Origin of the sequence: Paraburkholderia hiiakae, from assembly GCF_904848665.1 — a bacterium.
GTDB classification, from domain to species: Bacteria; Pseudomonadota; Gammaproteobacteria; order Burkholderiales; family Burkholderiaceae; genus Paraburkholderia; species Paraburkholderia hiiakae.
The window spans coordinates 137,595-159,422 of record NZ_CAJHCQ010000005.1 but is presented as its reverse complement, the minus strand read 5'-3'; the positions used below and the strand labels follow the sequence as shown (position 1 = coordinate 159,422).

The following is a 21,828-nucleotide window of genomic DNA, read 5'->3' as shown; positions in this document are numbered from 1 at the left end:
GGTCGAGCGCCGCAAATGGGCAGGGTTGCCGGAAGCATCGCCTGGCGTCGCGTCCGATCAGCTTCTGATCAGACGTGAACGTAGGCCGCGAGCGCCTCGGGCAACAGCGGTTTCAGTTCGAGCACGCCCTGCACGGCATACGGCCGCAGCAGCGCGTGGCGCCAGAAGTCCTGCTGGGGCAGCTCGGTCAGCCCACCGAGGACGACGAGGATCAGCACCAGCACGACGCCTCGCACGAGGCCGAACATCATCCCGAGCGAACGGTCCACACCGGACAATCCGCTCACCTGCACCAGACGGCCGATCAGTGCGTTGCCCACGCCGGCCACGAGCACCACGGCAATGACGATCAGCGCAAAGGCGATCAGCCACTGAGTGAGCGCCCCGCCCGGCCAGTTGGCCGGAATCCAGGGCACCACATGGTCCACGTAGCGGCAGGCCACGAGCAACGCCGCGATCCAGCCGATCAATCCAAAAATCTCGCCAATCAAGCCACGCCACGCGCCGCGCAGCGCCGACAGGCCAATCACCGCCATTACAGCGTAGTCGAATGCGGTGAACATCGACTGCTTATTCCGCGTTGGCGTTCGAGCCTGCCATCAGGCCGGCGCCGCGCACCTTGGCGATCGCCGCCGTGGCCGAGGCGCGGTCCGGGAACGGGCCCGCGCGCAGCAGCGTGCGCGTCGTGCCGTCCGCTTCCTTACGCTGCTCGGTATATGCGGGTACACCTGCCGCTTTCAACTTCGTGACCCAATTGTTCGCCGTCGTGCCGTTCGAGAACGCGCCGAGCTGCACCGCGAAACGCGCGCCCGGGGGCGCCGCCGGCGTGCCGGATTCGGCTTTCGCGCCATTTCCATCGCCGGTGTCGGCGCTGTCGCTGTCGTTTGCGGCGGTCGTCGTCGGCTTGCTGTTCGCGGCGACGGCGGTGCTGGCCGAAGCCGCAGGCTTGGCAGCGGGCTTTTGCGCCTGAGCGGTTTGTGTCGATTGAGCGGGAACGGTTGCCGCCTGTGCGGGCTTTTTCGCTGGCGTTGCCGGCGATTGATCCGTGTCCTGGGCGCTCTGCGTGGCCACGGCGCTTGTCGCGGCCGCGAGACCCGACGCACCAGGCGTCGCTTGCGCGGCTGCGGGATTGTCGGGGGCGACGCCGGCTTGCGTGTCTTCGGCGTCGTGTTGGCGCGCGGCGGCCTTGTCGGCCGGGCGGCTCGGAATGTCGATGGCGATGTCGTCGGTGACGGGCTTCGGGTGCGAATCGAGCACCATCGGCAGGATCACGATGGCCGCGAGCACCAGCGCGATCGCGCCGACGAGACGGCGGCGGGCGCGTTGCTTTTCGGGAAGCGTGGGGTCGAGCAGCATTGCCTCGGCATCGCCAGACCGGTCCGGCCGGCGGCTGCGCCGCTCCACACGCGTGCTCTGATTGCTGCGCCGGCTGGAGCCGGACTCAGTGCCGCGCCGGCGGGGCGCGTCAGCGTCATCTTTCTTGCCGAACGAGAAAATTCCCATGTATGGCTTGCTGTTGGCCTACCTGGCCTGTCTTACGTGGGCGGCGTGCGGATGCCGGGCGATCAGTGTTGCTGTGACTTTCGCCAGGCCATGACGCCGGCAACCGTCAAAAAACTTCCGAAAACAATAATTCTATCATTTTCGGTTGCACGTTTTAGCGCATCTTGGAAGGCGGCGGCCGGATTTTCATAGCGTGTGACGCTGCTATCGGCGCCGTCCGTCACGCCCGCATCGCGCAGCACTTCTTCGAGCTGTTCCGCCGTGGCCGCGCGCGGCAGCGGCAGATCGGTCACGCACCAGTGGTCGATCTCACCCTTAAGGTGCTCGATCACGCCCGCAATGTCCTTGTCTCGCATCGCGCCGAACACGGCGTAGGTGTACGGGAAATAGCCCATGCTGCCGAGGTTCTGCGAAAGCACCGCCGCCGCGTGCGGGTTGTGGCCGACGTCGAGGATGATCGAAGGCTTGCCCGGCAGCACCTGGAAGCGGCCCGGCAGTTCGACGTTGGCGAGGCCGAGGCGAATGTCCTGCGCGGAAACCGGCAGCCGGTCGCGCAGGGCCTCGAGGCCCGCGAGCGCAGCCGACGTGTTGATCAGTTGGTTCGCGCCACGCAGCGCAGGATAGGCGAGTGCCGAGCGCCGCATCGTCGGGCCCACGTAGCTCCACTGCTGGCGCTCGCTGCCCGGCTGCCCTTCGTAGCGGAAATCGCGGCCGAAGAGCCACAGTTCGGCGCCGATCGCCTCAGCATGGTCGATGAGCGATTGCGGCGCCATCGGGTCGGCGCAGATCGCGGGCTTGCCCGCACGGAAGATGCCGGCCTTCTCGAAGGCGATCTTTTCGCGCGTGTCGCCGAGGAATTCCGTGTGATCGAGGTCGATGCTCGTGATGATCGCGCAGTCGGTGTCGAGCACATTGACGGCGTCCAGACGCCCGCCCAGACCCACCTCGAAGATCACGGCGTCGAGGCCGCGCGAGGCGAACAGATGCATGATCGCGAGCGTCGTGAATTCGAAGTACGTGAGCGTAACGGGCTTGGCGAGCGAATTGCGCGCGGCTTCCACGGCTTCGAAGTGCGGCAGCAGTTCGGCGTCGCTGGCCTGCTGGCCGTCCACGCGCGCGCGCTCGTTGAACTCGAGCAGATGCGGCGAGGTGTGGCAGCCCACGTGATAGCCCGCTTTGAGCAGGATCGTTTCGAGAATCGCGCAGGTCGAGCCCTTCCCGTTCGTGCCGCCAACCGTGAAGATCGGGCACGCGAACTTGAGATCCAGCGCATCCTTCACCTGACGGATGCGGTCGAGCCCCATGTCGATGCCGACCGGATGCGCAGTTTCAAGGTGCGTGAGCCACGCGTCGAGGGTGGGAAAGGTACTCATCGGGATAGAAATTGCCTGGTGCTGCGCGTGAGACGCCGCCGGCGGCGGAGGGTTCACGCGAATGATCCGCTTCGAAAGAACGGCATTATCGCGGAAATGACAACGCGCCGCTTGCTTTCGCTCGCGGCGCGTTGGGTAAAGCGTTGCGGCTGCGGCACGTGCAGCGCCGCAGATCGCTCAAAACGAGGCTCAGGCCACCGCGTCGGCGGGCTGACGCTGGAGCAGCGCCAGCATTTGCGCGATTTCGTCGCGCAGCTTGCGGCGGTCCAGGATCATGTCGATCGCGCCCTTCTGCAACAGGAATTCTGCGCGCTGGAAGCCTTCCGGCAGCTTTTCGCGCACGGTCTGTTCGATCACGCGCGGGCCGGCGAAGCCGATCAGCGCCTTCGGCTCGGCGATCACCACGTCGCCAAGGAACGCGAAGCTCGCCGAAACGCCGCCCATCGTCGGATCGGTCAGGACGGAAATGAACGGCAGCTTGGCTTCGGCCAGCTTGGTCAGCATGGCCGTGGTCTTGGCCATCTGCATGAGCGAAAGCAGGCTTTCCTGCATGCGCGCGCCGCCCGAAGCCGTGAAGCAGATGAACGGCACTTGCTGTTCGAGCGCGTTTTGCGCGCCGCGGGCGAAGCGCTCGCCGACCACCGAGCCCATCGAGCCGCCCATGAACGAGAACTCGAAGCAGGCCACCACCACAGGCAGCGTGCGGATCGCGCCGCCCATCACCACCATGGCGTCGGTTTCGCCGGTTTCGTCCATCGCCTCTTTCAGGCGGTCCGGGTACTTGCGGCTGTCCTTGAACTTGAGCGCGTCGACCGGGAGGATTTCCTGGCCGATTTCATAGCGGCCTTCCGGATCGAGCAGGCCGTCCAGACGCTCGCGCGCGCCAATGCGCATGTGGTGATCGCACTTCGGGCAAACGTGGAGATTCGCCTCGACGTCGTTGCGGTACAGGACCGCTTCGCACGACGGGCACTTGATCCACAACCCTTCCGGAATGCTCTTGCGGCTTTTCGGATCGGTTTGCTTGATCTTGGGCGGCAGCAGTTTATCGAGCCAGCTCATTGATGTTCCTTCCTTGACCTTCGTGATGCGCGGGCGCGGCGGATCGATCCCGTCAACCGATCGGTAAAACCGACCGGGTTCCGACCCCGACCGCGCATGGCGAAAAGTGGATTTTACAGCAGTCTCGAATCTAGCCAACAGCGCAAGGCCGCCGCACTAGCCGGCCGAGACTTCGTCCAGGGCCGCTCGAATGCCTGCGATGAATTGCGTGAGCGTGTCGGCGGCCGTTTCCGGCGCAGCCTGTTCGAGCAGTTGGACAATGCGGCTGCCGATCACCACGGCGTCCGAAACCTGCGCGACGGCAGCGGCCGTTTGCGCGTCGCGAATGCCGAAGCCCACACCCACGGGCAGCGAGACATGCTTCTTGATCGCCGGGATTTTACCCGCGATGCTCGAAACGTCCAGATTCGCCGCGCCCGTCACGCCCTTGAGCGAGACGTAGTAAACATAGCCGCTTGCGGCCCGGCCCACTTCGGCGATGCGTTCATCGGTCGAGGTCGGCGCGAGCAGGAAGATCGGATCGATGTCGGCGGCCTTCATCTTCGCCGCGAACTCGACCGACTCCTCGGGCGGATAGTCCACCACGAGCACGCCGTCCACGCCCGCTTCCTTCGCGGCCTGCGCGAACGCGCCGGCACCCATCCGCTCGATGGGGTTTGCATAGCCCATCAACACGACGGGCGTCTTGTTGTCGGTTTCGCGAAAGCGCTTCACATCGGCGAGCACGCTCTTGAGCGTCACGCCCTTCTCGAGCGCGCGCTCGGACGACTGCTGGATCACGGGGCCGTCGGCCATCGGGTCGGAGAACGGCACGCCGAGTTCGATGACATCGGCGCCGCCGGCGGCTAGCGCGTGCATGAACTCGACGGTGCGTGCGGGGTCGGGGTCGCCTGCCGTCATGAACGGGATCAGGCCTTTGCGGCCTTGGGCGGCGAGCGCCTCGAACGTGGTCTTGATACGGGACATTTCAGGGTCCTCAGCTTTTAGGCGTTACTGCGCGTGGGTCCGGCGGCGGCGCATCAGGCGCCGGCCGCAACGGCGCTTGCGGCGGCCGCGCTTACGCGTTCGCGCGCGATCGCGCAGTAACTTTCGTTAATTTCATAGCCGACGAATTCGCGCTGCTGACGCGCGCAAGCCACTGCCGTGGTGCCACTGCCCATGAACGGGTCCAGCACGCGGCCGCCCGGCGGGCAGCTCGCGAGCACCATGCGCTCGACGATCTCCAAAGGCTTCTGGGTCGGATGATCCACGCGCTCCGCGTGCTGGCGATGCAGCCGCGAGACGGACCAGACGTCCTTGGGGTTATAGCCGAGCTCCAGCCACTTGCTGCCTTCGAACAACTTGCGCGAACGCGCCTTCTTCGTGGCGGCATCGTACGGGATGCGGACGGGATCGAGATCGAAGTAGTATTCCTTCGAAACCGCGAAGAAACCGATGTTGTCGTGCACCGAGGTGAAACGGCGCGTCGTGCCGCCCATGCTGGGGACGCGACGATCCCAGACGATCTCGTTGATCATCGTGAGTTTCGACTTGAGATAGACGAAGATCTCGGGCGCGTACTGCCACGTGCAGAACACGTAGAGCGAGCCCGTGGGTTTGAGCTTCGGAATCGCCAGGTCGAGCCATTCGTACGTCCAGGCGAGGAAGTCCTCGCCCGAACGCATGTCGGAGTCGTTGCCGTAGTCCTTGCCGAGTCCGTAGGGCGGGTCGGCAACGATCAGATCGATCGAGGCGTCGGGCAGTTTGGCTGCATCGGTCAGAAAATCGCGGTTCAGGAGCCGGATGGTGTCCGGCACAACAGGCACCGTGGGCAACACGGCTGCGTTGGCTACCGCTTCGGCGGCTTCCAGAGTAGCCGCATCGGCGTTCACCTCGCCCACGGGCGCCGGCACTTCCGGCTCGTCGAACTCGTCACGCATCACTTACGTCGCTCCGGGCGCTCAGAACTGGATGCCCGATCGCTCGGCGACCGTATGCATGTCCTTGTCGCCGCGGCCCGACAGGTTCACCAGCAGGATTTTCTCCTTCGGCAACGTCGGTGCGAGCTTCGCCGCGTACGCGAGCGCATGGCTCGATTCGAGCGCGGGAATGATGCCTTCGATGCGGCAGCAGTCGTGGAAGCCCTTGAGCGCTTCCTCGTCGTCGATGGTGACGTACTGCGCGCGGCCGCTGTCCTTGAGCCACGCGTGCTCGGGACCCACGCCCGGATAATCGAGGCCCGCCGAAATCGAATGCGTCTCGATGATCTGGCCGTTCTCGTCCTGCAGCAGGTAGGTCCGATTGCCGTGCAGCACGCCAACGGTGCCCGCCGCGAGCGAGGCGGCGTGACGGCCCGTGTCCATGCCGTCGCCAGCGGGCTCGACGCCGATCAACTGCACGGAAGTGTCGTCGATATACGGGTAGAAGATACCCATCGCGTTCGAACCGCCGCCCACGCAAGCGATCACGGAGTCGGGCTGGCGGCCCGTCATTTCGGGCATCTGCACGCGGCATTCGTCGCCGATCACGCGCTGGAAGTCGCGCACCATCATCGGGTACGGGTGCGGACCCGCCACGGTGCCGATGATGTAGAACGTGTTTTCGACGTTGGTGACCCAGTCCCGCATGGCTTCGTTGAGCGCGTCCTTGAGCGTGCGCGAGCCCGACTCGACCGGAACCACGGTCGCACCCAGCAGCTTCATGCGGTAGACGTTGGCGGCCTGACGGCGCACGTCTTCGGCGCCCATGTAGACCACACACTCCATGCCGAAGCGCGCCGCGATGGTCGCGGTAGCCACGCCATGCTGACCCGCACCGGTTTCGGCGATCACGCGCGGCTTGCCCATGCGCTTGGCGAGCAGCGCCTGGCCGATCACGTTGTTCACCTTGTGCGCGCCAGTGTGGTTCAGGTCTTCGCGCTTGAGATAGATCTGCGCGCCGCCCAGCAGCTCGCTCCAACGCTGCGCGTGATAGATCGGCGACGGACGGCCGACAAAATGCTTCAACTCGCGCTCGTATTCGGCGCGGAAGTCGGGATCGTCCTTGTATTTCGCGTAGGCGTCGCGCAGCTCGTCGATCGCCTGCATGAGGGTTTCGGCAGCGAACACGCCACCATAAGGGCCGAAATGGCCACGTTCATCTGGCAAATTGTACATAAGTCACTCGCTCGGCCGGACTTGGGAAGGCCCACGTTGCGTGGACCCTGCCGGCCAAAGAATTTATCCCGCGTCCGCTTCGCGCACTGCGCGCACGAACGCCGCCATGCGGGCGTGATCCTTCACGCCCCTTGCGCCCGGAACCTCGATGCCACTGGAGACATCGACGGCGAACGGACGCACCTGGCGAATCGCATCACTGACGTTTTGCGCGTTCAAGCCACCACTCAAAACGGCCCGACGCGCGAGCCCTGCGGGAATAAGTGACCAATCGAAGACCTTTCCGCCGCCGCCGTACCCTTCGACATGGGTGTCGAACAACAGGCCGCTGGCTGATGAATAACGATTAGCCGATTCTATCAAATCGGCCTGCTGAGTATCTGCCGCCACTCGCAGCGCGCGCAACCAGGGCAAACCGGCAACGGAAGCCAGCGACTCGCACTGCTCGGGCGTTTCGTCGCCGTGAAACTGAAGCATGGTGAGCGAGACGTTGCTCGCCACTTCGCTCATCCACTGCGGCGTGGCATTCACGAAGAGACCCACGACCGACACGAACGGCGGCAGGTCGTGCGTGAGCTCGACCGCCTGCGCCACGCTCACCGAGCGCGGGCTGGGCGGGTAGAACACGAAGCCGACGGCGTCCGCGCCGAGGTCGACGGCGTGCGCAACCGCCTCGGGCGTCGAAAGTCCGCACAGCTTGATGCGGGTGCGGTGCGCGGGGGCGGGTTGCTCGGCTGACGTCATGATCGTAAATGCGGGGTTGGTCTCGATGATTCAAGCGGGGCGCTTCAGGCACGCCCTTCGGGCGCATCGCTCCAGATCGCGCTCCACGGCACGCTGGCCGTATGCGGCGCCGGTACCGCGAACTCGTCAGGATAGCCTACCTGGGCGAGATAGAGGCCGTCGGGCATGAAGGTCGGCGCTGCCACGGTGCGGTCGCGGCCAGCCAGCACTTCGGCCATCCACGCGGCCGGGTAGCGCCCTCGCCCCACGGCCACGAGGCAACCCATCAGGTTGCGGACCATGTGGTGCAGGAACGCGTTGGCGCGAAAGCGGAAGTGGATGAAGTCGCCCTGCGGCCGGATGTCGATCTGGTACAGATGCTTCACCGGCGTCTTCGCCTGGCACTCCGACGAGCGGAACGACGAAAAATCGTGCTCGCCGATGAGGTGCGCCGCCGCCTCGCGCATGGCATCGACATCGAGCGGCGTGTGAATCCAGCCCGCGCGGGCCGCCAGCATCGGCGAGCGCACGGGCTTCACGTAGAGCACGTAGTAGTAGGTGCGCTCGAACGCCGCAAAGCGCGCGTGGAACGCTTCGGGCATCGGCTTGGCCCACTGCACGGCCACCGTCGAGGGCAGGAACGCGTTGGTGCCGCGCACCCACGAGAAGGGCGTGCGGTCGAGGTCGGTGTCGAAGTGCACCACCTGGCCGAGCCCGTGCACGCCCGTGTCGGTGCGGCCCGCGACGATGGTGGACAGCGGCACGGTGGCGAACTCGCGCAGCGCGCGCTCGAGCGCGTCCTGCACTGTCTTGCCGTGCGGCTGCGACTGCCAGCCGCAGAACGCGGCGCCGTCGTACTGGATTCCTAGCGCGATACGCATACGGCTTGCACCGGCGTCACGAGAGCGGAGCGAGCGTCGACAGCAGCGCCTGCGCGTCGCTGCGCGTGGCGGGATCGTTCGACTCGATCACTTCGTTGATGAGCGAGCGGGCGCCAGATACGTCGCCAAGCGCGATGTATTCGTGCGCGAGATCGAGCTTGTTGCGCGCGATGCGCGCGAGCTGCTCGGGCGTGAAGACCGGCAGCGGCTCGGCCGAATCGGGCGGCAGGTTCAGGTCGAAGTCGAGCGTGAGCGCGCCAAAGCGCGGTGCGCCGAGGCCTGCGAGCGCGCCCGCGCCCGCCGTCCCCGCCTCGATGGCCGCGCCCGCCATCGGCGTCGGCGGCTCGAAGAACGGCGACGAGAGACGCGCCGACGCCTCGGGCGTGGCGGCCGGCTCGGTCGAGAGCGGCCCAGTGGGGATGACCGGCTCCCCGATGCGCGGCGGCAGGGGCAGGTCGAGGCCGCCCAGCGCTTCGATTGCATCGTGCGGGAACGCGATCGGTACTTCGGCGTAACTCATGTCTTCTGCGGTGACTGCGGGTACTGACGGAATACCGGGTGCGGTAAGCGGCGCCGGCGGGCGCTCGAAGGCTTCGGCAATGGGCGGCGTTTGCGCGATGGGCGGCTCGGCCTGTAATGCTTGCTGCGTTTGCGCGGCTTGCGGGGCGCCGTCGCCGAAGTCCAGCGCGATATCGGGTGTAGCAGGCTTTTGGGCGCGCGCCGGGTCTTCCAGCGTGCGCGCCAGCGCCTCGGCGTCTTCGGCTGCGCGCGGCGCACCGATGCTTTCGGGCGGCAGCGCATCCGCGCCCAGCTCCGCCGCGGCGGCAAGGCTTGCGGCTTCGGTCGCGTCGGCCAGCGTGTGCGGTTCGTCCGGTTCGACGCCGTGCGGCAGCTCTTGTGCTGCGTGAGCTTCCTGCGCGACGGACGGCTCTTGCGGCGCGACGGGATGCAGCCGCTCGGTTAGCGTAGGCGGCAGCGCTTCGGCGCCATGCCCATCGCTCGCGTCCACGTCCGCTGCGCTAGCGGCGTGCGCGGCCGTTTCGTCGTGCTCAAGCGGCGCGGACGAGACAGCGGGCGTAGGCACCGGCGTGATCGCGACTTCGTCCGCCTCGGGCGCAACCGGCGGCATGAATTCGGCTTCAGCCGCAGGTGCAATCGCGCCCGCATGCGGTTCATCGCCCGCGCGCGTAACCGGCTCGCGCAACACCGGCGGCTCCTCGGCCACAGGCACGGCGGCAACAGCGGCTGCGGAGGACGTCGACGGCGCCTGATCGACGGACTTCTTGCGCTTGCGCATGAGCAGGCGCACAAACAACGCCAGCAGCGCGACGACGACCGCCGCCACGGCCCCCATGGCGATCGGCGAGACTTCCGGTTGACCGCTGGCCGCGCCGACGTTCACCACGCCGTTCTGCGCAGGCGCGCCGCCTTGCGCGGCGGGCGCACCCGCGGACGCGCCGCCCGCGACTTGCGCCGGCTTGCCAATGCCGTGCTGCTGCAACGCCATCAGCACGCGGTTCTTCAATGCGAGCAGTTGCTGGAGGCTGGAGACCGTTACGGGGCCACCCTTCGCGCCTTGGGCCGAAGCGCCTGCCGCACCGCTGGCCGGGGCCGACTGGATCGAGCCGCTCCACACGTGCGAGTCGCTGGCCGCTGACGCCGGCGCTGCGGCACTCGCGCCCGTCGCCGCGCCGGAAGCACCTTGCGCGGCCGCTTCGGGGCCGCTCGCTGCGACAGCCGAGGCAGGTGCCGCAGTGGCCGCGGCCGCGCTGGCCGAACTCGCGCCGGCCGTCGCGGCGGCGGCGGCCGACGATGCAGCCGCTACAGCCTCGGCGGCAGCGCTCGAAGCCGCAACGGGTGTGCTGGCGGTCGCTGCGGATGCAGCAGGCGCAGTCGCCGCAGCGGCGGCCGCGCTGGCGGCAGCCGAAGCCCCCGCCGAAGCCGCAGCAGCCCCACCCGAAGCCGCCGTCATGCCCGCCGCCGCGCTGGACACGTCCGGCGTTGCCGGCACGTTCAGCGTCGCACCCACGCGCATACGGCTGGGATCCTGCTTGATGAACGCATTGGGGTTCGCATCGAACAGCGCCTGGCTCATGCGTGCGAGCGTGGCCTTGTCGTGCGACTGCGTGAGGTCGACGGCCACGTCGTGCAGTGACTGGCCGGGATGAACGGTGTATTGCCCCGCGACGCTCGCCGCAAACGCGGCGGAAGAGGCCGCGCTCGCAGCGCCTGGCGCCGCAGTCGCGCCGCCCTGCGCAGCCGCCAGGCCGCAGAACAGGAAACTCGCCGCCGCCACGGTGGCGCGGATGGCGCGCCGCCCTTGGGCGCGCTTCGCGCGAGGCGCGGCGGAAACAGAATCAAATCGAACGATCATCAGTTGCCCTGGCATACCGCTCTTGCGGCTCTCGATCAAATAGGAGTGTGCTTCGGGGCGATTGCATCGATGCATGCAATAAAAAGCATGCAATAAAAAAAGCGCCGCGACTGGCGCGGCGCTTTTCACCCTGTCTACGCGTCATTAGCCGCGTAGTTTAATTCATTCACTTGTCCAGCAGAATGCGCAACATGCGGCGCAGCGGTTCAGCCGCACCCCACAGCAGCTGATCGCCCACCGTGAAGGCCGACAGATACTCGCCGCCCATGGCCAGCTTGCGCAGACGGCCCACCGGCACCGACAGCGTGCCCGTGACCACGGCCGGCGACAGATCGCGCATCGAAGCCTCGCGCTGGTTCGGCACGACCTTGACCCAGTCGTTGGCCGAGGCGAGGATGCCGTCGATCTCGTCGAGCGGCACGTCCTTCTTCAGCTTGATCGTGAGCGCCTGCGAGTGGCAACGCATCGCGCCGATACGCACGCACAGGCCATCCACCGGAATCGAACCCGGCTGGCCCATCGCCGGCTTGCCGAGAATCTTGTTGGTTTCCGCGCCGCCCTTCCACTCTTCCTTCGACATGCCGTTGCCGAGGTCCTTGTCGATCCAGGGGATCAGCGAGCCCGCGAGCGGCACGCCGAAGTGCTCGGTAGGCATCGCGTCGCTGTTCATCGTGGCGAGCACCTTGCGGTCGATGTCGAGGATCGCCGACGACGGGTTGGCCAGCTCGCTCGCCACCGATGCGTTGAGCGCGCCCATCTGCGAGAGCAGTTCGCGCATGTTCTGCGCGCCCGCGCCCGAAGCGGCCTGGTACGTCATGGCCGTCATCCAGTCGACGAGGTTCTCGCGGAACAGGCCGCCCAGCGCCATCAGCATGAGGCTGACCGTGCAGTTGCCGCCGACGAAGTCCTTCTGACCCTTGACCAGCGCGTCCTTGATGACGTCGAGGTTGACCGGGTCGAGGATGATGACGGCGTCGTCTTTCATGCGCAGCGCCGAGGCCGCGTCGATCCAGTAACCGGTCCAGCCTGCCGCGCGCAGCTTCGGATACACCTCGTTGGTGTAGTCGCCGCCCTGGCACGTGATGATGATGTCGCACTTCTTGAGCTCGTCGACGCTGTTCGCGTCCTTGAGCTTCGTCTCGTTTTTGGCGAACGACGGAGCCGCGCCGCCTGCGTTGCTGGTGCTGAAAAACACCGGTTCGATCAGGTCGAAATCACGTTCTTCCTGCATGCGCTGCATCAGCACGCTGCCGACCATGCCGCGCCAACCTACGAGACCTACGTTCATGACTAACCCTTGAGATGGACACTTCCCCGCTTCGCTCGCCCGGCGTGGCCGCGCGGGGAAGATGAGCGGGCACGACGAGCGATCAACGAATGGTGATCGTTTTCGTAATCGTGGTTTTCGTGCTAATGGCGAGCGAAATCGCGCGGGCCGTGCCGCGGATGTTCGTAACAGTCGTGATCGGGGAGATCTTCGCCATCGAAACAATATACACGAAAACCGTGAATTCGCGCGGGGGGACCCGCATTTTGCGCTATTAGCGACACCTGGCCGCGTATTGCCACTATCGGCCGCTATCGTCGTTGCTTGCGCATTTTTGAACAAAAAAGGGCATGCCACTCAGGCATGCCCTTTCACGACTTCCTTACAGCGCTGCGATCACCGCGTCGCCCATTTCCACCGTGCCGACCTGCTTGCAGTCCGGCGTGATGATGTCGGCGGTGCGATAGCCTTGTTCGAGCACCTTCTTCACCGCGCTCTCAATACGGTCCGCCTGCTCCGGGCGCCCCAGCGAGTAGCGCAGCATCATGGCCGCCGAAAGGATCGTGGCGAGCGGGTTGGCAATGCCCTTGCCCGCGATATCCGGCGCCGAACCGTGCGACGGCTCGTACAGACCCTTGTTGTTCTTGTCGAGCGAGGCCGAGGGCAGCATGCCGATCGAGCCCGTGAGCATCGCGGCTTCGTCCGAGAGAATGTCGCCGAACATGTTGCCGGTCACCACCACGTCGAAGGCCTTGGGCGCCTTCACGAGCTGCATGGCCGCGTTGTCGACGTACATGTGCGACAGCTCGACTTCCGGGTATTCCTTCGAGACATCGATCATGATGTCCTTCCAGAACTGCGACGTTTCGAGCACGTTGGCCTTGTCGACGGACGTCAGCTTCTTCTGGCGCTTTTGCGCGGCCTGGAACGCCACGTGAGCAATGCGGCGCACTTCGGGCTCCGCATAGCGCATCGTGTCGAACCCTTCGCGCGCGCCCTTGAAGTTGCCGTCCGGCGCTTCGCGCGTGCCACGCGGCTGGCCGAAGTAGATGTCGCCATTCAGTTCGCGCACGATCAGGATGTCGAGGCCCGAAACGATTTCCGGCTTCAACGACGACGCACCCGTGAGCTGCGGATAGCAGATCGCCGGACGGAAGTTCGCGAACAGTTCCAGATGCTTGCGCAGGCCGAGAATCGCCTGCTCGGGACGCAGCGCACGTTCGAGCTTGTCGTACTTCCAGTCGCCCACGGCGCCGAACAGGATCGCGTCGGCGGATTTGGCCAGCGCGAGCGTTGCCTCGGGCAGCGGGTGGCCGCTTGCCTCGTAGCCCGCGCCGCCAACCGGCGCCTCTTCCAGCTCGAACTTTTCGCCAAGTGCGTTGAGCACCTTCACGGCTTCCTTGACGATCTCGGGACCGATGCCGTCGCCCGGCAGCACTGCAATCTTCATCCTGTGATTCCTCGCTCAGTTGTTCGGTGTGCGCTTATCAGCGCGTATCAAAGCACGCGGTTGTTCAGCCACGGCTGGCGCGCGAGGCGCTCGGCTTCGTACTGGCGGATCTTGTCGGCGTGACGCAGCGTGAGGCCGATGTCGTCGAAGCCGTTCAAGAGGCAGTAGCGGCGGAACGCGGCCACTTCGAACGGATACCCCTTCGAGCCGTCGGTCGTGCGCACGACCTGCTTGTCCAGATCGACCGTGAGCTGGAAGCCGTTGAACGCGTACGTTTCGTTGAACAGATGATCCACGTCCGATTCGGACAGCACGATCGGCAGCAGGCCGTTCTTGAAGCAATTGTTGTAGAAGATGTCCGCGAAGCTCGGCGCGATGATCGCGCGGAAACCGTACTGGTCGAGCGCCCACGGCGCGTGCTCGCGTGAGCTGCCGCAGCCGAAGTTCTTGCGCGTGAGCAGCACCGAAGCGCCCTGATAACGCGGCTGGTTCAGCACGAAGTCCGGATTGAGCGGGCGCTTCGAGTTGTCCTGGCCCGGCTCGCCGTGATCGAGGTAACGCCATTCGTCGAAGGCATTCGGGCCGAAGCCGGTGCGCTTGATCGACTTGAGGAACTGCTTCGGAATGATCGCGTCGGTATCGACATTCTCGCGATCGAGCGGCGCCACGACGCCGGTGTGTACGATGAATTTTTCCATGATCCGTGATCCTGATGGATGCTGATCGGGCTGGGGCGCTTCGATACGTTCAGTTAAGTTCGATGCGCCCCGTGCGCTTACCCCAGCTTGCGAATGTCGACGAAATGGCCTTCGATTGCCGCGGCCGCTGCCATGGCCGGGCTCACGAGGTGCGTGCGACCGCCCGCGCCTTGACGGCCTTCGAAGTTGCGGTTCGAAGTCGACGCGCAACGCTCGCCCGGCTCCAGCCGGTCGGCGTTCATCGCGAGGCACATCGAGCAACCCGGCTCGCGCCATTCGAAGCCCGCTTCCGTGAACACCTTGTCGAGGCCTTCGCGCTCGGCTTGCGCCTTCACGAGACCCGAGCCCGGCACCACCATCGCGAGACGGATGTTCGGCGCCACGCGGCGGCCGAGCTTCTTCACGACATAAGCGGCGGCGCGCAGGTCTTCGATACGCGCGTTCGTGCACGAACCGATGAAGATCTTGTCCGGCTTGATCGACTCGATCGGCGTGTTCGGTTCGAGCGCCATGTAGTGCAGCGCACGTTCCATCGCGTCGCGCTTGACCGGGTCCTTCTCGCGCTCGGGATCCGGCACACGGCTGTCGACCGCCGTGACCATTTCCGGCGACGTGCCCCACGTGACCTGCGGGACGATGTCGGCCGCGCTCAGTTCGACCACGCGGTCGAAGTGCGCGCCTTCGTCGGTGCGGAAGTTCTTCCAGTACTCGACGGCCTGGTCCCACTCGGCGCCTTGCGGCGAGAACGGACGGCCCTTGAGGTATTCGATCGTGGTGTCGTCCACGGCAACCATGCCCGCGCGCGCGCCGCCTTCGATCGCCATGTTGCAGACGGTCATGCGGCCTTCCATCGTGAGGCCGCGGATCATCGAGCCGCCGAACTCCATGGCGTAACCCGTGCCGCCCGCCGTGCCGATCTTGCCGATGATGGCGAGCACGATGTCCTTCGCGGTGCAGCCGCGCGGCAGTTGACCCTCGACCTTCACGAGCATGTTCTTGCTCTTCTTCTGCAGAAGCGTTTGCGTGGCCAGCACGTGCTCGACTTCCGAGGTGCCGATGCCGTGCGCAAGCGCGCCGAACGCGCCGTGCGTGGACGTGTGCGAGTCGCCGCACACGATCGTCATGCCGGGCAGCGTGGCGCCCTGCTCGGGACCGACGATGTGCACGATGCCCTGACGCTGGTCGGTCATCTTGAACTGCGTGATGCCGAAGGAGTCGCAGTTCGAATCGAGCGTGTCCACCTGCAGCTTCGAAACCGGGTCGGCAATGCCGTGGCTGCGGTCGGTGGTGGGCACGTTATGGTCGGACACCGCCAGGTTCGCGCTGATGCGCCACACGGGGCGCTCGTGCAGCTTCAGGCCTTCGAAAGCCTGCGGGCTGGTGACTTCGTGCAACAGATGACGGTCGATGTAGAGAATCGTCGTGCCGTCGTCTTCCGTGTGGACCACATGCGTGTCCCACAATTTGTCGTAGAGCGTCTTTGCCATGATGTGCGGGGAAATGTTTGACTGCGGGGCAATACGGTGTGAATCGATTATGCCACGCGAAACCCGCCCACTACAGGGCCTTTCCTGAAAAAAAGCGATAAAAAACAGTGAGTTGGGTGGTAGTCGCGATACCTGTATCAGCGTTACCCGGCGAGCGCGGGTGCTGTGGCGCAGCGGATCCTATGCACGCCGCCGCTGGAATGCGCAGAGGGATCGACGCAGAAGCGCGCAGATCGAGCATGGATCGGACACGCGCCGACCACGACGCTGAAGCGATGCTGGGTGCAAAAAAAGAGATGCGCCGGCCCGACCACGACCGGCGCAAGTTGGTTACCGCTGTGAGGGTGAAACATGGGCTTCGGAATCCGCGACACAGGGGGAGCCGCGTCATCGATGTCCATACCTGTCTAACGGCAATTTAGCGCCAGGGTTTAATCGGGGCCAATGCCGCGCGCCAAAACGGTGCGCGGGCGCATCGGCAATTCAATTAGCTATCCTTATTTTCTGGCTCTTCATCCATGTCTGGCGGCCATTTCCGCCGGGGAGCGGGACGAGACGCTGGGGCGGACACCGACCGTTCAGGCACGAGGTTTGCGAGACGAACCCGGCCGCACGGAACTCCGCCTTGTATTTTCATCACACTCAATAAACGACGCTGCGGCCAACCAGGCAAACCCGGAGGCTTCATGCCACTTGCAATCCGCACTGCGCAACGCAGAACAAGCAGAATAAAACCAACCGCGCCGCGCCGCTCGCGGGCCACGCAGCGTGCGTCTCTCGCCGCTGCGGCATGCGCCCTCGCCGCGCTTGCCCCGCGTGCCGAGGCGCAAACCCCCTCGCCGCTTGGCGAATGGCAGTATTCCGCTGGCATTCCGCTCGAAAAGATGTTTCAGCCAAATCGCCCCGACTTCGAGGCGCGGCTTGGCGTGGGCGCGACTTTCGAACCGCGCTACGACGGTTCGGACCGCTATCACACATTGGTCGGGCCGAGCATCGACCTGCGCTACAAAGACATCCTCTTCGGCTCGACGGGCGAAGGCTTCGGCGCCAACGTTCTGCAGGGCCCGAACTGGCGCGTGAGCGTCGCCGGGGCCTACGACCTCGGACGGCGCGGCCAGGACGACCCGACGCGGCTGCACGGGATGGGCAACATCAACCCGTCGCCAGAATTGAAGATCGCCGGCGAGTACGTGATTTCGAAGGACTTTCCGCTCGTGTTCCGCACCGCCTTCACGCGCAGTTTCGGCGGCTCGAATGGCTGGACTGCGGATCTCGGCGCCTATATGCCGCTGCCGGGCAGCAACCAGAACTTCTACTGGTTCGCCGGCCCCTCGGTCACGTTCGCCGACTCCAACTACATGCAGAGCTGGTTTGGCGTGACACCGCAGCAGGCGGCTGCATCGGGTTACCGTCAGTACGACGCGAGCGCGGGTCTCAAGTCGGCCGGCTTCGGCATCACGATGGTGTACTTCGTCAACAAACATTGGTTCGTGAGCGCCGACGGCGCGATCAAGCGCCTGCTCGGCAGCGCCTCGCACAGCCCGATCATCCAGACGAAGACGGGGGGAGTTTGCGACGTTTCGATCAATTACCAGTTCTAGCTGCGCTGCCCGCTACCGGCAGCCGGGATCGTTGAACGCCTTCCCTGCGTCACGGCGCTGGTTGTAGCGCTGCGCACACGCTCATTCACCGCTCATTCTTCGCCACTACGCTGACCCAATGGGCCAAAGGCCCATGAGGCCGGCCGTGGCTACAAAAATCCGCACACGAAGGCCTCATTTCCCTCTTCATGCAAAGGACCGACCATGCTTGCGCCGATCGTCACGGCTTCCTTCCTCGGTCAGCCCGCATGGCTCTGGGTCGCCTTCCTCGCGGTGGTGATCGTGCTGCTCGTGCTCGACCTCGGCGTGCTCCATTGCGACGACCACGAAATCGGCATCCGCGAAAGCCTGTGGCTCTCGCTCGGTTATATCGTGGCGGGCGTGCTGTTCGGCGGCTTCGTCTGGTGGCAACTCGGCGCACAGCCGGCCACCGAATACATCACCGGCTATCTCATCGAAAAATCGCTCTCGCTCGACAACGTGTTCGTCATCGCGTCGATCTTCGGCGCGCTCGCGGTGCCGCGGCAGCTTCAGCATCGCGTGCTGTTCTGGGGCATTGTCGGCGTGCTGGTGCTGCGCGCGCTGATGGTTGGACTCGGCGCCGCGCTCGTCGCGCAGTTCGAGTGGATGCTGTTCGTGTTCGGCGTGTTCCTCGCAGTAACCGGCGTGAAGATGCTGCTTGGCCGAAAGGAAGCGCACAGCGTGGAAGACAACGCGATGCTGCGCTGGCTGCGCCGCAAGCTGCCGGTCACACCGCACCTCGAGGGGCGCGCGTTCCTCGTGCGACGCGCGCATCCGCGCACCGGCAAGGCTGCGCTGCTCGCCACGCCGCTCCTCCTCGCGCTCCTGATGATCGAGTTCGCCGACCTGATCTTTGCTGTCGATTCGATCCCCGCTATTTTTTCGATCACGACCGATCCGTTCATCGTCTATACGAGCAACATCTTCGCCGTGCTGGGTCTGCGCGCGCTCTACTTCGCGCTCGCGGCGATGGCGCACCGCTTCTATTACCTCAAGCATGCGCTCGCGCTCGTGCTCGTGTTCATCGGCGCGAAGATCTTTCTGGTGGGGATCATCGGCAAGATTCCGGCCCTGTTCAGCCTTGGCGTGACGGCAGCGCTGCTCGCGGGCGGCGTGGTGGTGTCGCTCGTCAGGACCCAAAAGCCGAAGGACACGCTCGGCGCTTCATGAACGCAAGATGCAGCGCTCCTCATTCTTCGCTCATTCTGCTCTGCCAGGATGGTTTCCATCGACGCCGCGTTGCCCTTCACGCAAGACGGCACAGGCCTCGATGACCTGTCACTCACCACGGAGCGCATCATGAAATGCCCCAACTGCCCTGACGTCACCCTCTCGCTCGCAGAGCGTCAGGGCGTCGAACTCGACTACTGCCCGCAGTGTCGCGGCGTCTGGCTCGATCGCGGCGAACTCGACAAGCTGATCGAACGCAGCGGCAACCGGCACAATCGCAACGAAGGCGATGAGCAGGCATTCCGCCAGCATGGCGCGCAACACGGCGACTACGCACCGCGCCGCGCTCACGACAGCTACAGCGGCAATGGTCATCGCCGCAAATCGTGGCTTCAGGATATCTTCGACTGAGCCACGGCTACGCCAACCGTTCCATCGACATCACGCTTTAAGAGGATTCCTGAACATGCGTACCTATACGTGCAACAGCCCGCAAGCCGCGGGCCGGATCGTCGCTGTCGCGCTGCTCGCAGACGGCCACCTGAGCAGCGAGGAGCTTGCGGCAGTCCATCGCGCGCGCCTTGCCGACCGGCTCGGCCTCGCGCCCGGCGAATTCGGCGAAATCCTCAAGGGCCTGTGCGAAGACTTGCAGACCACCTCGCACCTGAACTGGAGCGACGCATGCAAGCTCGACTCCGACGTGATGCAGCAAGTCATGCGCGAGCTCGACGATCCCGCGCTGCGCGCCGAAGTGCTGAATCTGTGCCATGTCGCGGTGTATTCGGACCGGCACGTCGCCGAAAACGAAGTCGCGCTGCTCGCCTCGCTTAGCCGCGCCTGGCAGAAGGAACCCTGGCAGCGCCTGCTGGCGTAAGTTCGCGCGCGATGCGTGCCTTCCCCCGCGCATCGCGCCACGCGGCGAGCCTCGCGCTCGCCGCACCTTTTTTGACCTGCTCTATTGCGTTCGATTGTTTCAGGCGCTCACGTGCAAACGGCCCAACCCAGCCCGCGCACGTTGCGGATCACCGCGTGGCCGAACTTGCGGCGCACGCTGTAGATCACGGCGTCCACCGCGTTGCTTTCCACTTCCTCGCCCCAACCATATAGCCGCTCCTCGAGCTGCTGACGCGACAGGATCGCGCCGGGCCGCTCGAGCAACGCGAGCATGAGCGCGTACTCGCGCGCGGAAAGGTCGTCGGACTGGCCGTCGAACGTGAGACGCCGCGCGTTCATATCGAGCGTTACGCGGCCGCTGCCCATCGTCGGCGAGGCGAAGCCCGACTTGCGCCGCACTACGGCGCGGATGCGCGCGAGCAGTTCCTTGCTCTCGAACGGCTTCACGAGATAGTCGTCGGCACCGAGATCGAGGCCTTCCACGCGCGTGTCCACGTCGTCGCGCGCGGTGATGATGAGCACGGGCGTGGCGTCTTGCGACTCGCGCAAGCCTCGCAGCACGTCGAGCCCGCTCATGTCGCCGAGACCCAGGTCAAGCAGGATCGCCGTGTACGAGCCGTCGCGAATGGCGTCGCGGCCGCTCTCGCCCGTGCGCACCCAGTCGACGCTGTATGACGCGTCCTTCAACGCGCGCAATAGCGCGGGCCCGATCAGCAGATCGTCTTCGATCAGCAGAATGCGCATCGTGTCCGTCCTTTGTTTCGCATGCTTCCCGGGATTTTGACTTACCGGATTCCACTGGATTGGCGCGGCAACTCGATTCGCGCGACGATGCCGCTTTGTCCGTCGCGCCGGTTCGCGAGCGTCACGCGCCCCCGATAACTCTGCGCCACCGCCTGCGCGATCGCGAGGCCAAGGCCGCTGCCGTGCGCATCATGACCGCTTGCACGGAAAAACCGGTCGAATACGCGCGGCAAATCGGCCTCGGCAATGCCGGGCCCGTTGTCGGTCACCTCGATGACAACGCCTTTGTCCTCGCGGCGCACCACCACATCCACGCGCGCCCCTTCCTGGCTGTAGCGGATCGCGTTGTCCACGAGATTGCGCACGAGCACGCGCATGTCGGTTTCGGTGGCGCGCACCGTCACGTCGTCGAGACGCTCCACGCCCACATCGACGCGGCGCGCGTCGGCGAGCGGCAGCAGATCGGCCAGCACGTCGGTGACGACTTGCGGCAGCGGCACCTCCGTCAACACGCGTTGCGCACTGCCGATTTCGGCACGCGCCAGACCGAGCAATTGCGAGACGAGCGCGCCAGTGCGCACGATGCCGCGCCGCAACTCGTCGAAGCGCTCGGGGTACTGTTCGGGCGGCGCATTGCGCAGATTGTCGATCTGCAGTTGCATGGCCGAGATCGGTGAGCGCAATTCGTGCGCAGCATCGGCGATAAACATGCGCTCGGCGTTCACTAGCACCGAAAGGCGCTCGATCATGCGATTGATCGATTCGACGAAGGGCCGCAGTTCGACGGGCGCCTGCCCGGCTTCGAGCGGTTTGAGGTCGTGCAGATCGACCTTCGCGGCGCGATGCCCGATGCGCTCGAGCGGCCGCAGCGAAACGCGCACGGTCACGGCGATCGTGAGCGCGAGCAGAGGTAGCAACGCGAGCACGGGCAGCAGACTCCAGAACGCCACGCGCAAGGCGTTGCGGTTGCGCATGCTGCGCGATTCGGCCACCTGAATGTATTCGTCGCCGGCAGCGAGCGCGAACACGTCCCACGCCTCACCGTCATAGTCGATCGACGAGAAGCCGCTTTGCGCGCGCGGCAGCGCGACGCTCGCGTTGCTCGTGCGACCTGGTGTATCGCCGTCGCCGACGGACCAGATCTGCACGACGAAATCGTCGGCAGGCGAGCGTTCGCCGCGCGGCTGCGTCGCGCGATGCGGCACGCCTGTCTGCATGTGCGCGGCCGCGTCGCGCAGGGTCGTATTGAACTCGGCAGCGAGACTGCGCACCACGAGAAAGGTGCCGAGCGCACCCAGCACGCCGACGAGAATCGCGAGCGTGCCGATCGCAATGCTCAGGCGGCGATGCAGGGAATGCGCGGCGAAAAACATGGAGCGTCTCGGGTGGGGAGGCGCGCTCCATCATAAAGGATTCGCGGCATGCGTTCGGCTGCATGGCGGCGCT

Annotated in this window: 20 protein-coding genes; 4 read left to right on the top strand and 16 right to left on the bottom strand. The window is 65.4% G+C overall.

The window, feature by feature from the left end:
* Nucleotides 1-68 precede the first annotated feature (68 nt).
* From JMY28_RS11925 to leuC, 14 genes are all read right to left on the bottom strand, one after another.
* Complete coding sequence (locus JMY28_RS11925; protein ID WP_201696134.1) at nt 69-563, bottom strand: CvpA family protein; 495 nt, start codon at nt 561-563, stop codon at nt 69-71.
* A 7-nt stretch (nt 564-570) separates the two neighbouring features.
* A complete protein-coding gene (locus tag JMY28_RS11920; RefSeq protein WP_201696133.1) occupies nt 571-1,503 on the bottom strand; it encodes an SPOR domain-containing protein in 933 nt (310 codons plus the stop codon).
* A 62-nt stretch (nt 1,504-1,565) separates the two neighbouring features.
* On the bottom strand, nt 1,566-2,876 hold the full coding sequence (gene folC, locus JMY28_RS11915) for a bifunctional tetrahydrofolate synthase/dihydrofolate synthase (protein ID WP_201696132.1): 1,311 nt from the start codon (nt 2,874-2,876) through the stop codon (nt 1,566-1,568).
* A gap of 189 nt (nt 2,877-3,065) precedes the next feature.
* Complete coding sequence (gene accD, locus JMY28_RS11910) at nt 3,066-3,938, bottom strand: acetyl-CoA carboxylase, carboxyltransferase subunit beta (protein WP_201696131.1); 873 nt, start codon at nt 3,936-3,938, stop codon at nt 3,066-3,068.
* A 156-nt stretch (nt 3,939-4,094) separates the two neighbouring features.
* Nucleotides 4,095-4,904 carry a tryptophan synthase subunit alpha gene (gene trpA, locus JMY28_RS11905; RefSeq protein WP_201696130.1) on the bottom strand — a complete coding sequence of 270 codons (810 nt, stop codon included), beginning with the start codon at nt 4,902-4,904 and terminating at the stop codon, nt 4,095-4,097.
* Nucleotides 4,905-4,957: 53 nt separating this feature from the next.
* On the bottom strand, nt 4,958-5,857 hold the full coding sequence (locus tag JMY28_RS11900; protein ID WP_201696129.1) for a DNA-methyltransferase: 900 nt from the start codon (nt 5,855-5,857) through the stop codon (nt 4,958-4,960).
* A 21-nt stretch (nt 5,858-5,878) separates the two neighbouring features.
* Nucleotides 5,879-7,072, bottom strand: a complete 1,194-nt coding sequence (gene trpB, locus JMY28_RS11895) for a tryptophan synthase subunit beta (RefSeq protein ID WP_201696128.1) — start codon at nt 7,070-7,072, stop codon at nt 5,879-5,881.
* A gap of 63 nt (nt 7,073-7,135) precedes the next feature.
* A complete protein-coding gene (locus JMY28_RS11890) occupies nt 7,136-7,816 on the bottom strand; it encodes a phosphoribosylanthranilate isomerase (protein WP_201696127.1) in 681 nt (226 codons plus the stop codon).
* A gap of 44 nt (nt 7,817-7,860) precedes the next feature.
* Complete coding sequence (gene truA, locus JMY28_RS11885; RefSeq protein WP_201696126.1) at nt 7,861-8,676, bottom strand: tRNA pseudouridine(38-40) synthase TruA; 816 nt, start codon at nt 8,674-8,676, stop codon at nt 7,861-7,863.
* Nucleotides 8,677-8,692: 16 nt separating this feature from the next.
* Nucleotides 8,693-11,050, bottom strand: coding sequence for a FimV/HubP family polar landmark protein (locus tag JMY28_RS11880; RefSeq protein WP_201696125.1), 2,358 nt, complete (start codon nt 11,048-11,050; stop codon nt 8,693-8,695).
* Nucleotides 11,051-11,216: 166 nt separating this feature from the next.
* Entirely contained in the window at nt 11,217-12,338 is a 1,122-nt protein-coding gene (asd, locus tag JMY28_RS11875; RefSeq protein ID WP_201696124.1) for an aspartate-semialdehyde dehydrogenase, read from the bottom strand.
* A gap of 361 nt (nt 12,339-12,699) precedes the next feature.
* Nucleotides 12,700-13,767, bottom strand: coding sequence for a 3-isopropylmalate dehydrogenase (gene leuB / locus JMY28_RS11870; protein ID WP_201696123.1), 1,068 nt, complete (start codon nt 13,765-13,767; stop codon nt 12,700-12,702).
* 47 nt (nt 13,768-13,814) lie between these two features.
* A complete protein-coding gene (leuD, locus tag JMY28_RS11865) occupies nt 13,815-14,465 on the bottom strand; it encodes a 3-isopropylmalate dehydratase small subunit (protein ID WP_201696122.1) in 651 nt (216 codons plus the stop codon).
* 77 nt (nt 14,466-14,542) lie between these two features.
* Nucleotides 14,543-15,952, bottom strand: a complete 1,410-nt coding sequence (leuC, locus tag JMY28_RS11860; RefSeq protein WP_201696121.1) for a 3-isopropylmalate dehydratase large subunit — start codon at nt 15,950-15,952, stop codon at nt 14,543-14,545.
* Between the two features lie 686 nt (nt 15,953-16,638).
* Between leuC and JMY28_RS11855 the strand changes: the two genes are divergently transcribed.
* The 4 genes from JMY28_RS11855 to JMY28_RS11840 all read left to right on the top strand — a co-directional run bounded on the left by JMY28_RS11855 (nt 16,639) and on the right by JMY28_RS11840 (nt 19,618).
* Nucleotides 16,639-17,553, top strand: a complete 915-nt coding sequence (locus JMY28_RS11855; protein ID WP_201696120.1) for a MipA/OmpV family protein — start codon at nt 16,639-16,641, stop codon at nt 17,551-17,553.
* Between the two features lie 204 nt (nt 17,554-17,757).
* Nucleotides 17,758-18,744, top strand: coding sequence for a TerC family protein (locus tag JMY28_RS11850; RefSeq protein ID WP_201696119.1), 987 nt, complete (start codon nt 17,758-17,760; stop codon nt 18,742-18,744).
* A 129-nt stretch (nt 18,745-18,873) separates the two neighbouring features.
* Nucleotides 18,874-19,155 (top strand): TFIIB-type zinc ribbon-containing protein, encoded by a 282-nt coding sequence (locus JMY28_RS11845; RefSeq protein ID WP_201696118.1) that lies wholly within the window; start codon nt 18,874-18,876, stop codon nt 19,153-19,155.
* A 55-nt stretch (nt 19,156-19,210) separates the two neighbouring features.
* Nucleotides 19,211-19,618 (top strand): tellurite resistance TerB family protein, encoded by a 408-nt coding sequence (locus JMY28_RS11840; protein WP_201696117.1) that lies wholly within the window; start codon nt 19,211-19,213, stop codon nt 19,616-19,618.
* 107 nt (nt 19,619-19,725) lie between these two features.
* Here JMY28_RS11840 and JMY28_RS11835 read toward each other — a convergent pair whose 3' ends face one another.
* The gene (locus tag JMY28_RS11835) at nt 19,726-20,382 is read right to left on the bottom strand and encodes a response regulator transcription factor (RefSeq protein ID WP_201696116.1); all 657 of its coding nucleotides are present in this window, start codon (nt 20,380-20,382) and stop codon (nt 19,726-19,728) included.
* Between the two features lie 41 nt (nt 20,383-20,423).
* Nucleotides 20,424-21,755: a sensor histidine kinase gene (locus JMY28_RS11830; protein WP_201696115.1), complete on the bottom strand. Its 1,332-nt coding sequence runs from the start codon at nt 21,753-21,755 to the stop codon at nt 20,424-20,426.
* Between the last annotated feature and the right edge of the window lie 73 nt (nt 21,756-21,828).

Bases quoted from the DNA above. Each gene is read 5' to 3' on its own strand.
- leuC (WP_201696121.1), bottom strand. From the start codon at position 15,952: ATGGCAAAGACGCTCTACGACAAATTGTGGGACACGCATGTGGTCCAC.
- JMY28_RS11850 (WP_201696119.1), top strand. From the start codon at position 17,758: ATGCTTGCGCCGATCGTCACGGCTTCCTTCCTCGGTCAGCCCGCATGG.
- JMY28_RS11840 (WP_201696117.1), top strand. From the start codon at position 19,211: ATGCGTACCTATACGTGCAACAGCCCGCAAGCCGCGGGCCGGATCGTC.
- accD (WP_201696131.1), bottom strand. From the start codon at position 3,938: ATGAGCTGGCTCGATAAACTGCTGCCGCCCAAGATCAAGCAAACCGAT.
- JMY28_RS11925 (WP_201696134.1), bottom strand. From the start codon at position 563: ATGTTCACCGCATTCGACTACGCTGTAATGGCGGTGATTGGCCTGTCG.
- JMY28_RS11855 (WP_201696120.1), top strand. From the start codon at position 16,639: ATGCCACTTGCAATCCGCACTGCGCAACGCAGAACAAGCAGAATAAAA.
- JMY28_RS11845 (WP_201696118.1), top strand. From the start codon at position 18,874: ATGAAATGCCCCAACTGCCCTGACGTCACCCTCTCGCTCGCAGAGCGT.
- folC (WP_201696132.1), bottom strand. From the start codon at position 2,876: ATGAGTACCTTTCCCACCCTCGACGCGTGGCTCACGCACCTTGAAACT.
- leuB (WP_201696123.1), bottom strand. From the start codon at position 13,767: ATGAAGATTGCAGTGCTGCCGGGCGACGGCATCGGTCCCGAGATCGTC.
- JMY28_RS11900 (WP_201696129.1), bottom strand. From the start codon at position 5,857: ATGCGTGACGAGTTCGACGAGCCGGAAGTGCCGGCGCCCGTGGGCGAG.
- JMY28_RS11890 (WP_201696127.1), bottom strand. From the start codon at position 7,816: ATGACGTCAGCCGAGCAACCCGCCCCCGCGCACCGCACCCGCATCAAG.
- asd (WP_201696124.1), bottom strand. From the start codon at position 12,338: ATGAACGTAGGTCTCGTAGGTTGGCGCGGCATGGTCGGCAGCGTGCTG.
- trpB (WP_201696128.1), bottom strand. From the start codon at position 7,072: ATGTACAATTTGCCAGATGAACGTGGCCATTTCGGCCCTTATGGTGGC.
- JMY28_RS11920 (WP_201696133.1), bottom strand. From the start codon at position 1,503: ATGGGAATTTTCTCGTTCGGCAAGAAAGATGACGCTGACGCGCCCCGC.
- truA (WP_201696126.1), bottom strand. From the start codon at position 8,676: ATGCGTATCGCGCTAGGAATCCAGTACGACGGCGCCGCGTTCTGCGGC.
- JMY28_RS11880 (WP_201696125.1), bottom strand. From the start codon at position 11,050: ATGATCGTTCGATTTGATTCTGTTTCCGCCGCGCCTCGCGCGAAGCGC.
- trpA (WP_201696130.1), bottom strand. From the start codon at position 4,904: ATGTCCCGTATCAAGACCACGTTCGAGGCGCTCGCCGCCCAAGGCCGC.
- leuD (WP_201696122.1), bottom strand. From the start codon at position 14,465: ATGGAAAAATTCATCGTACACACCGGCGTCGTGGCGCCGCTCGATCGC.
- JMY28_RS11830 (WP_201696115.1), bottom strand. From the start codon at position 21,755: ATGTTTTTCGCCGCGCATTCCCTGCATCGCCGCCTGAGCATTGCGATC.
- JMY28_RS11835 (WP_201696116.1), bottom strand. From the start codon at position 20,382: ATGCGCATTCTGCTGATCGAAGACGATCTGCTGATCGGGCCCGCGCTA.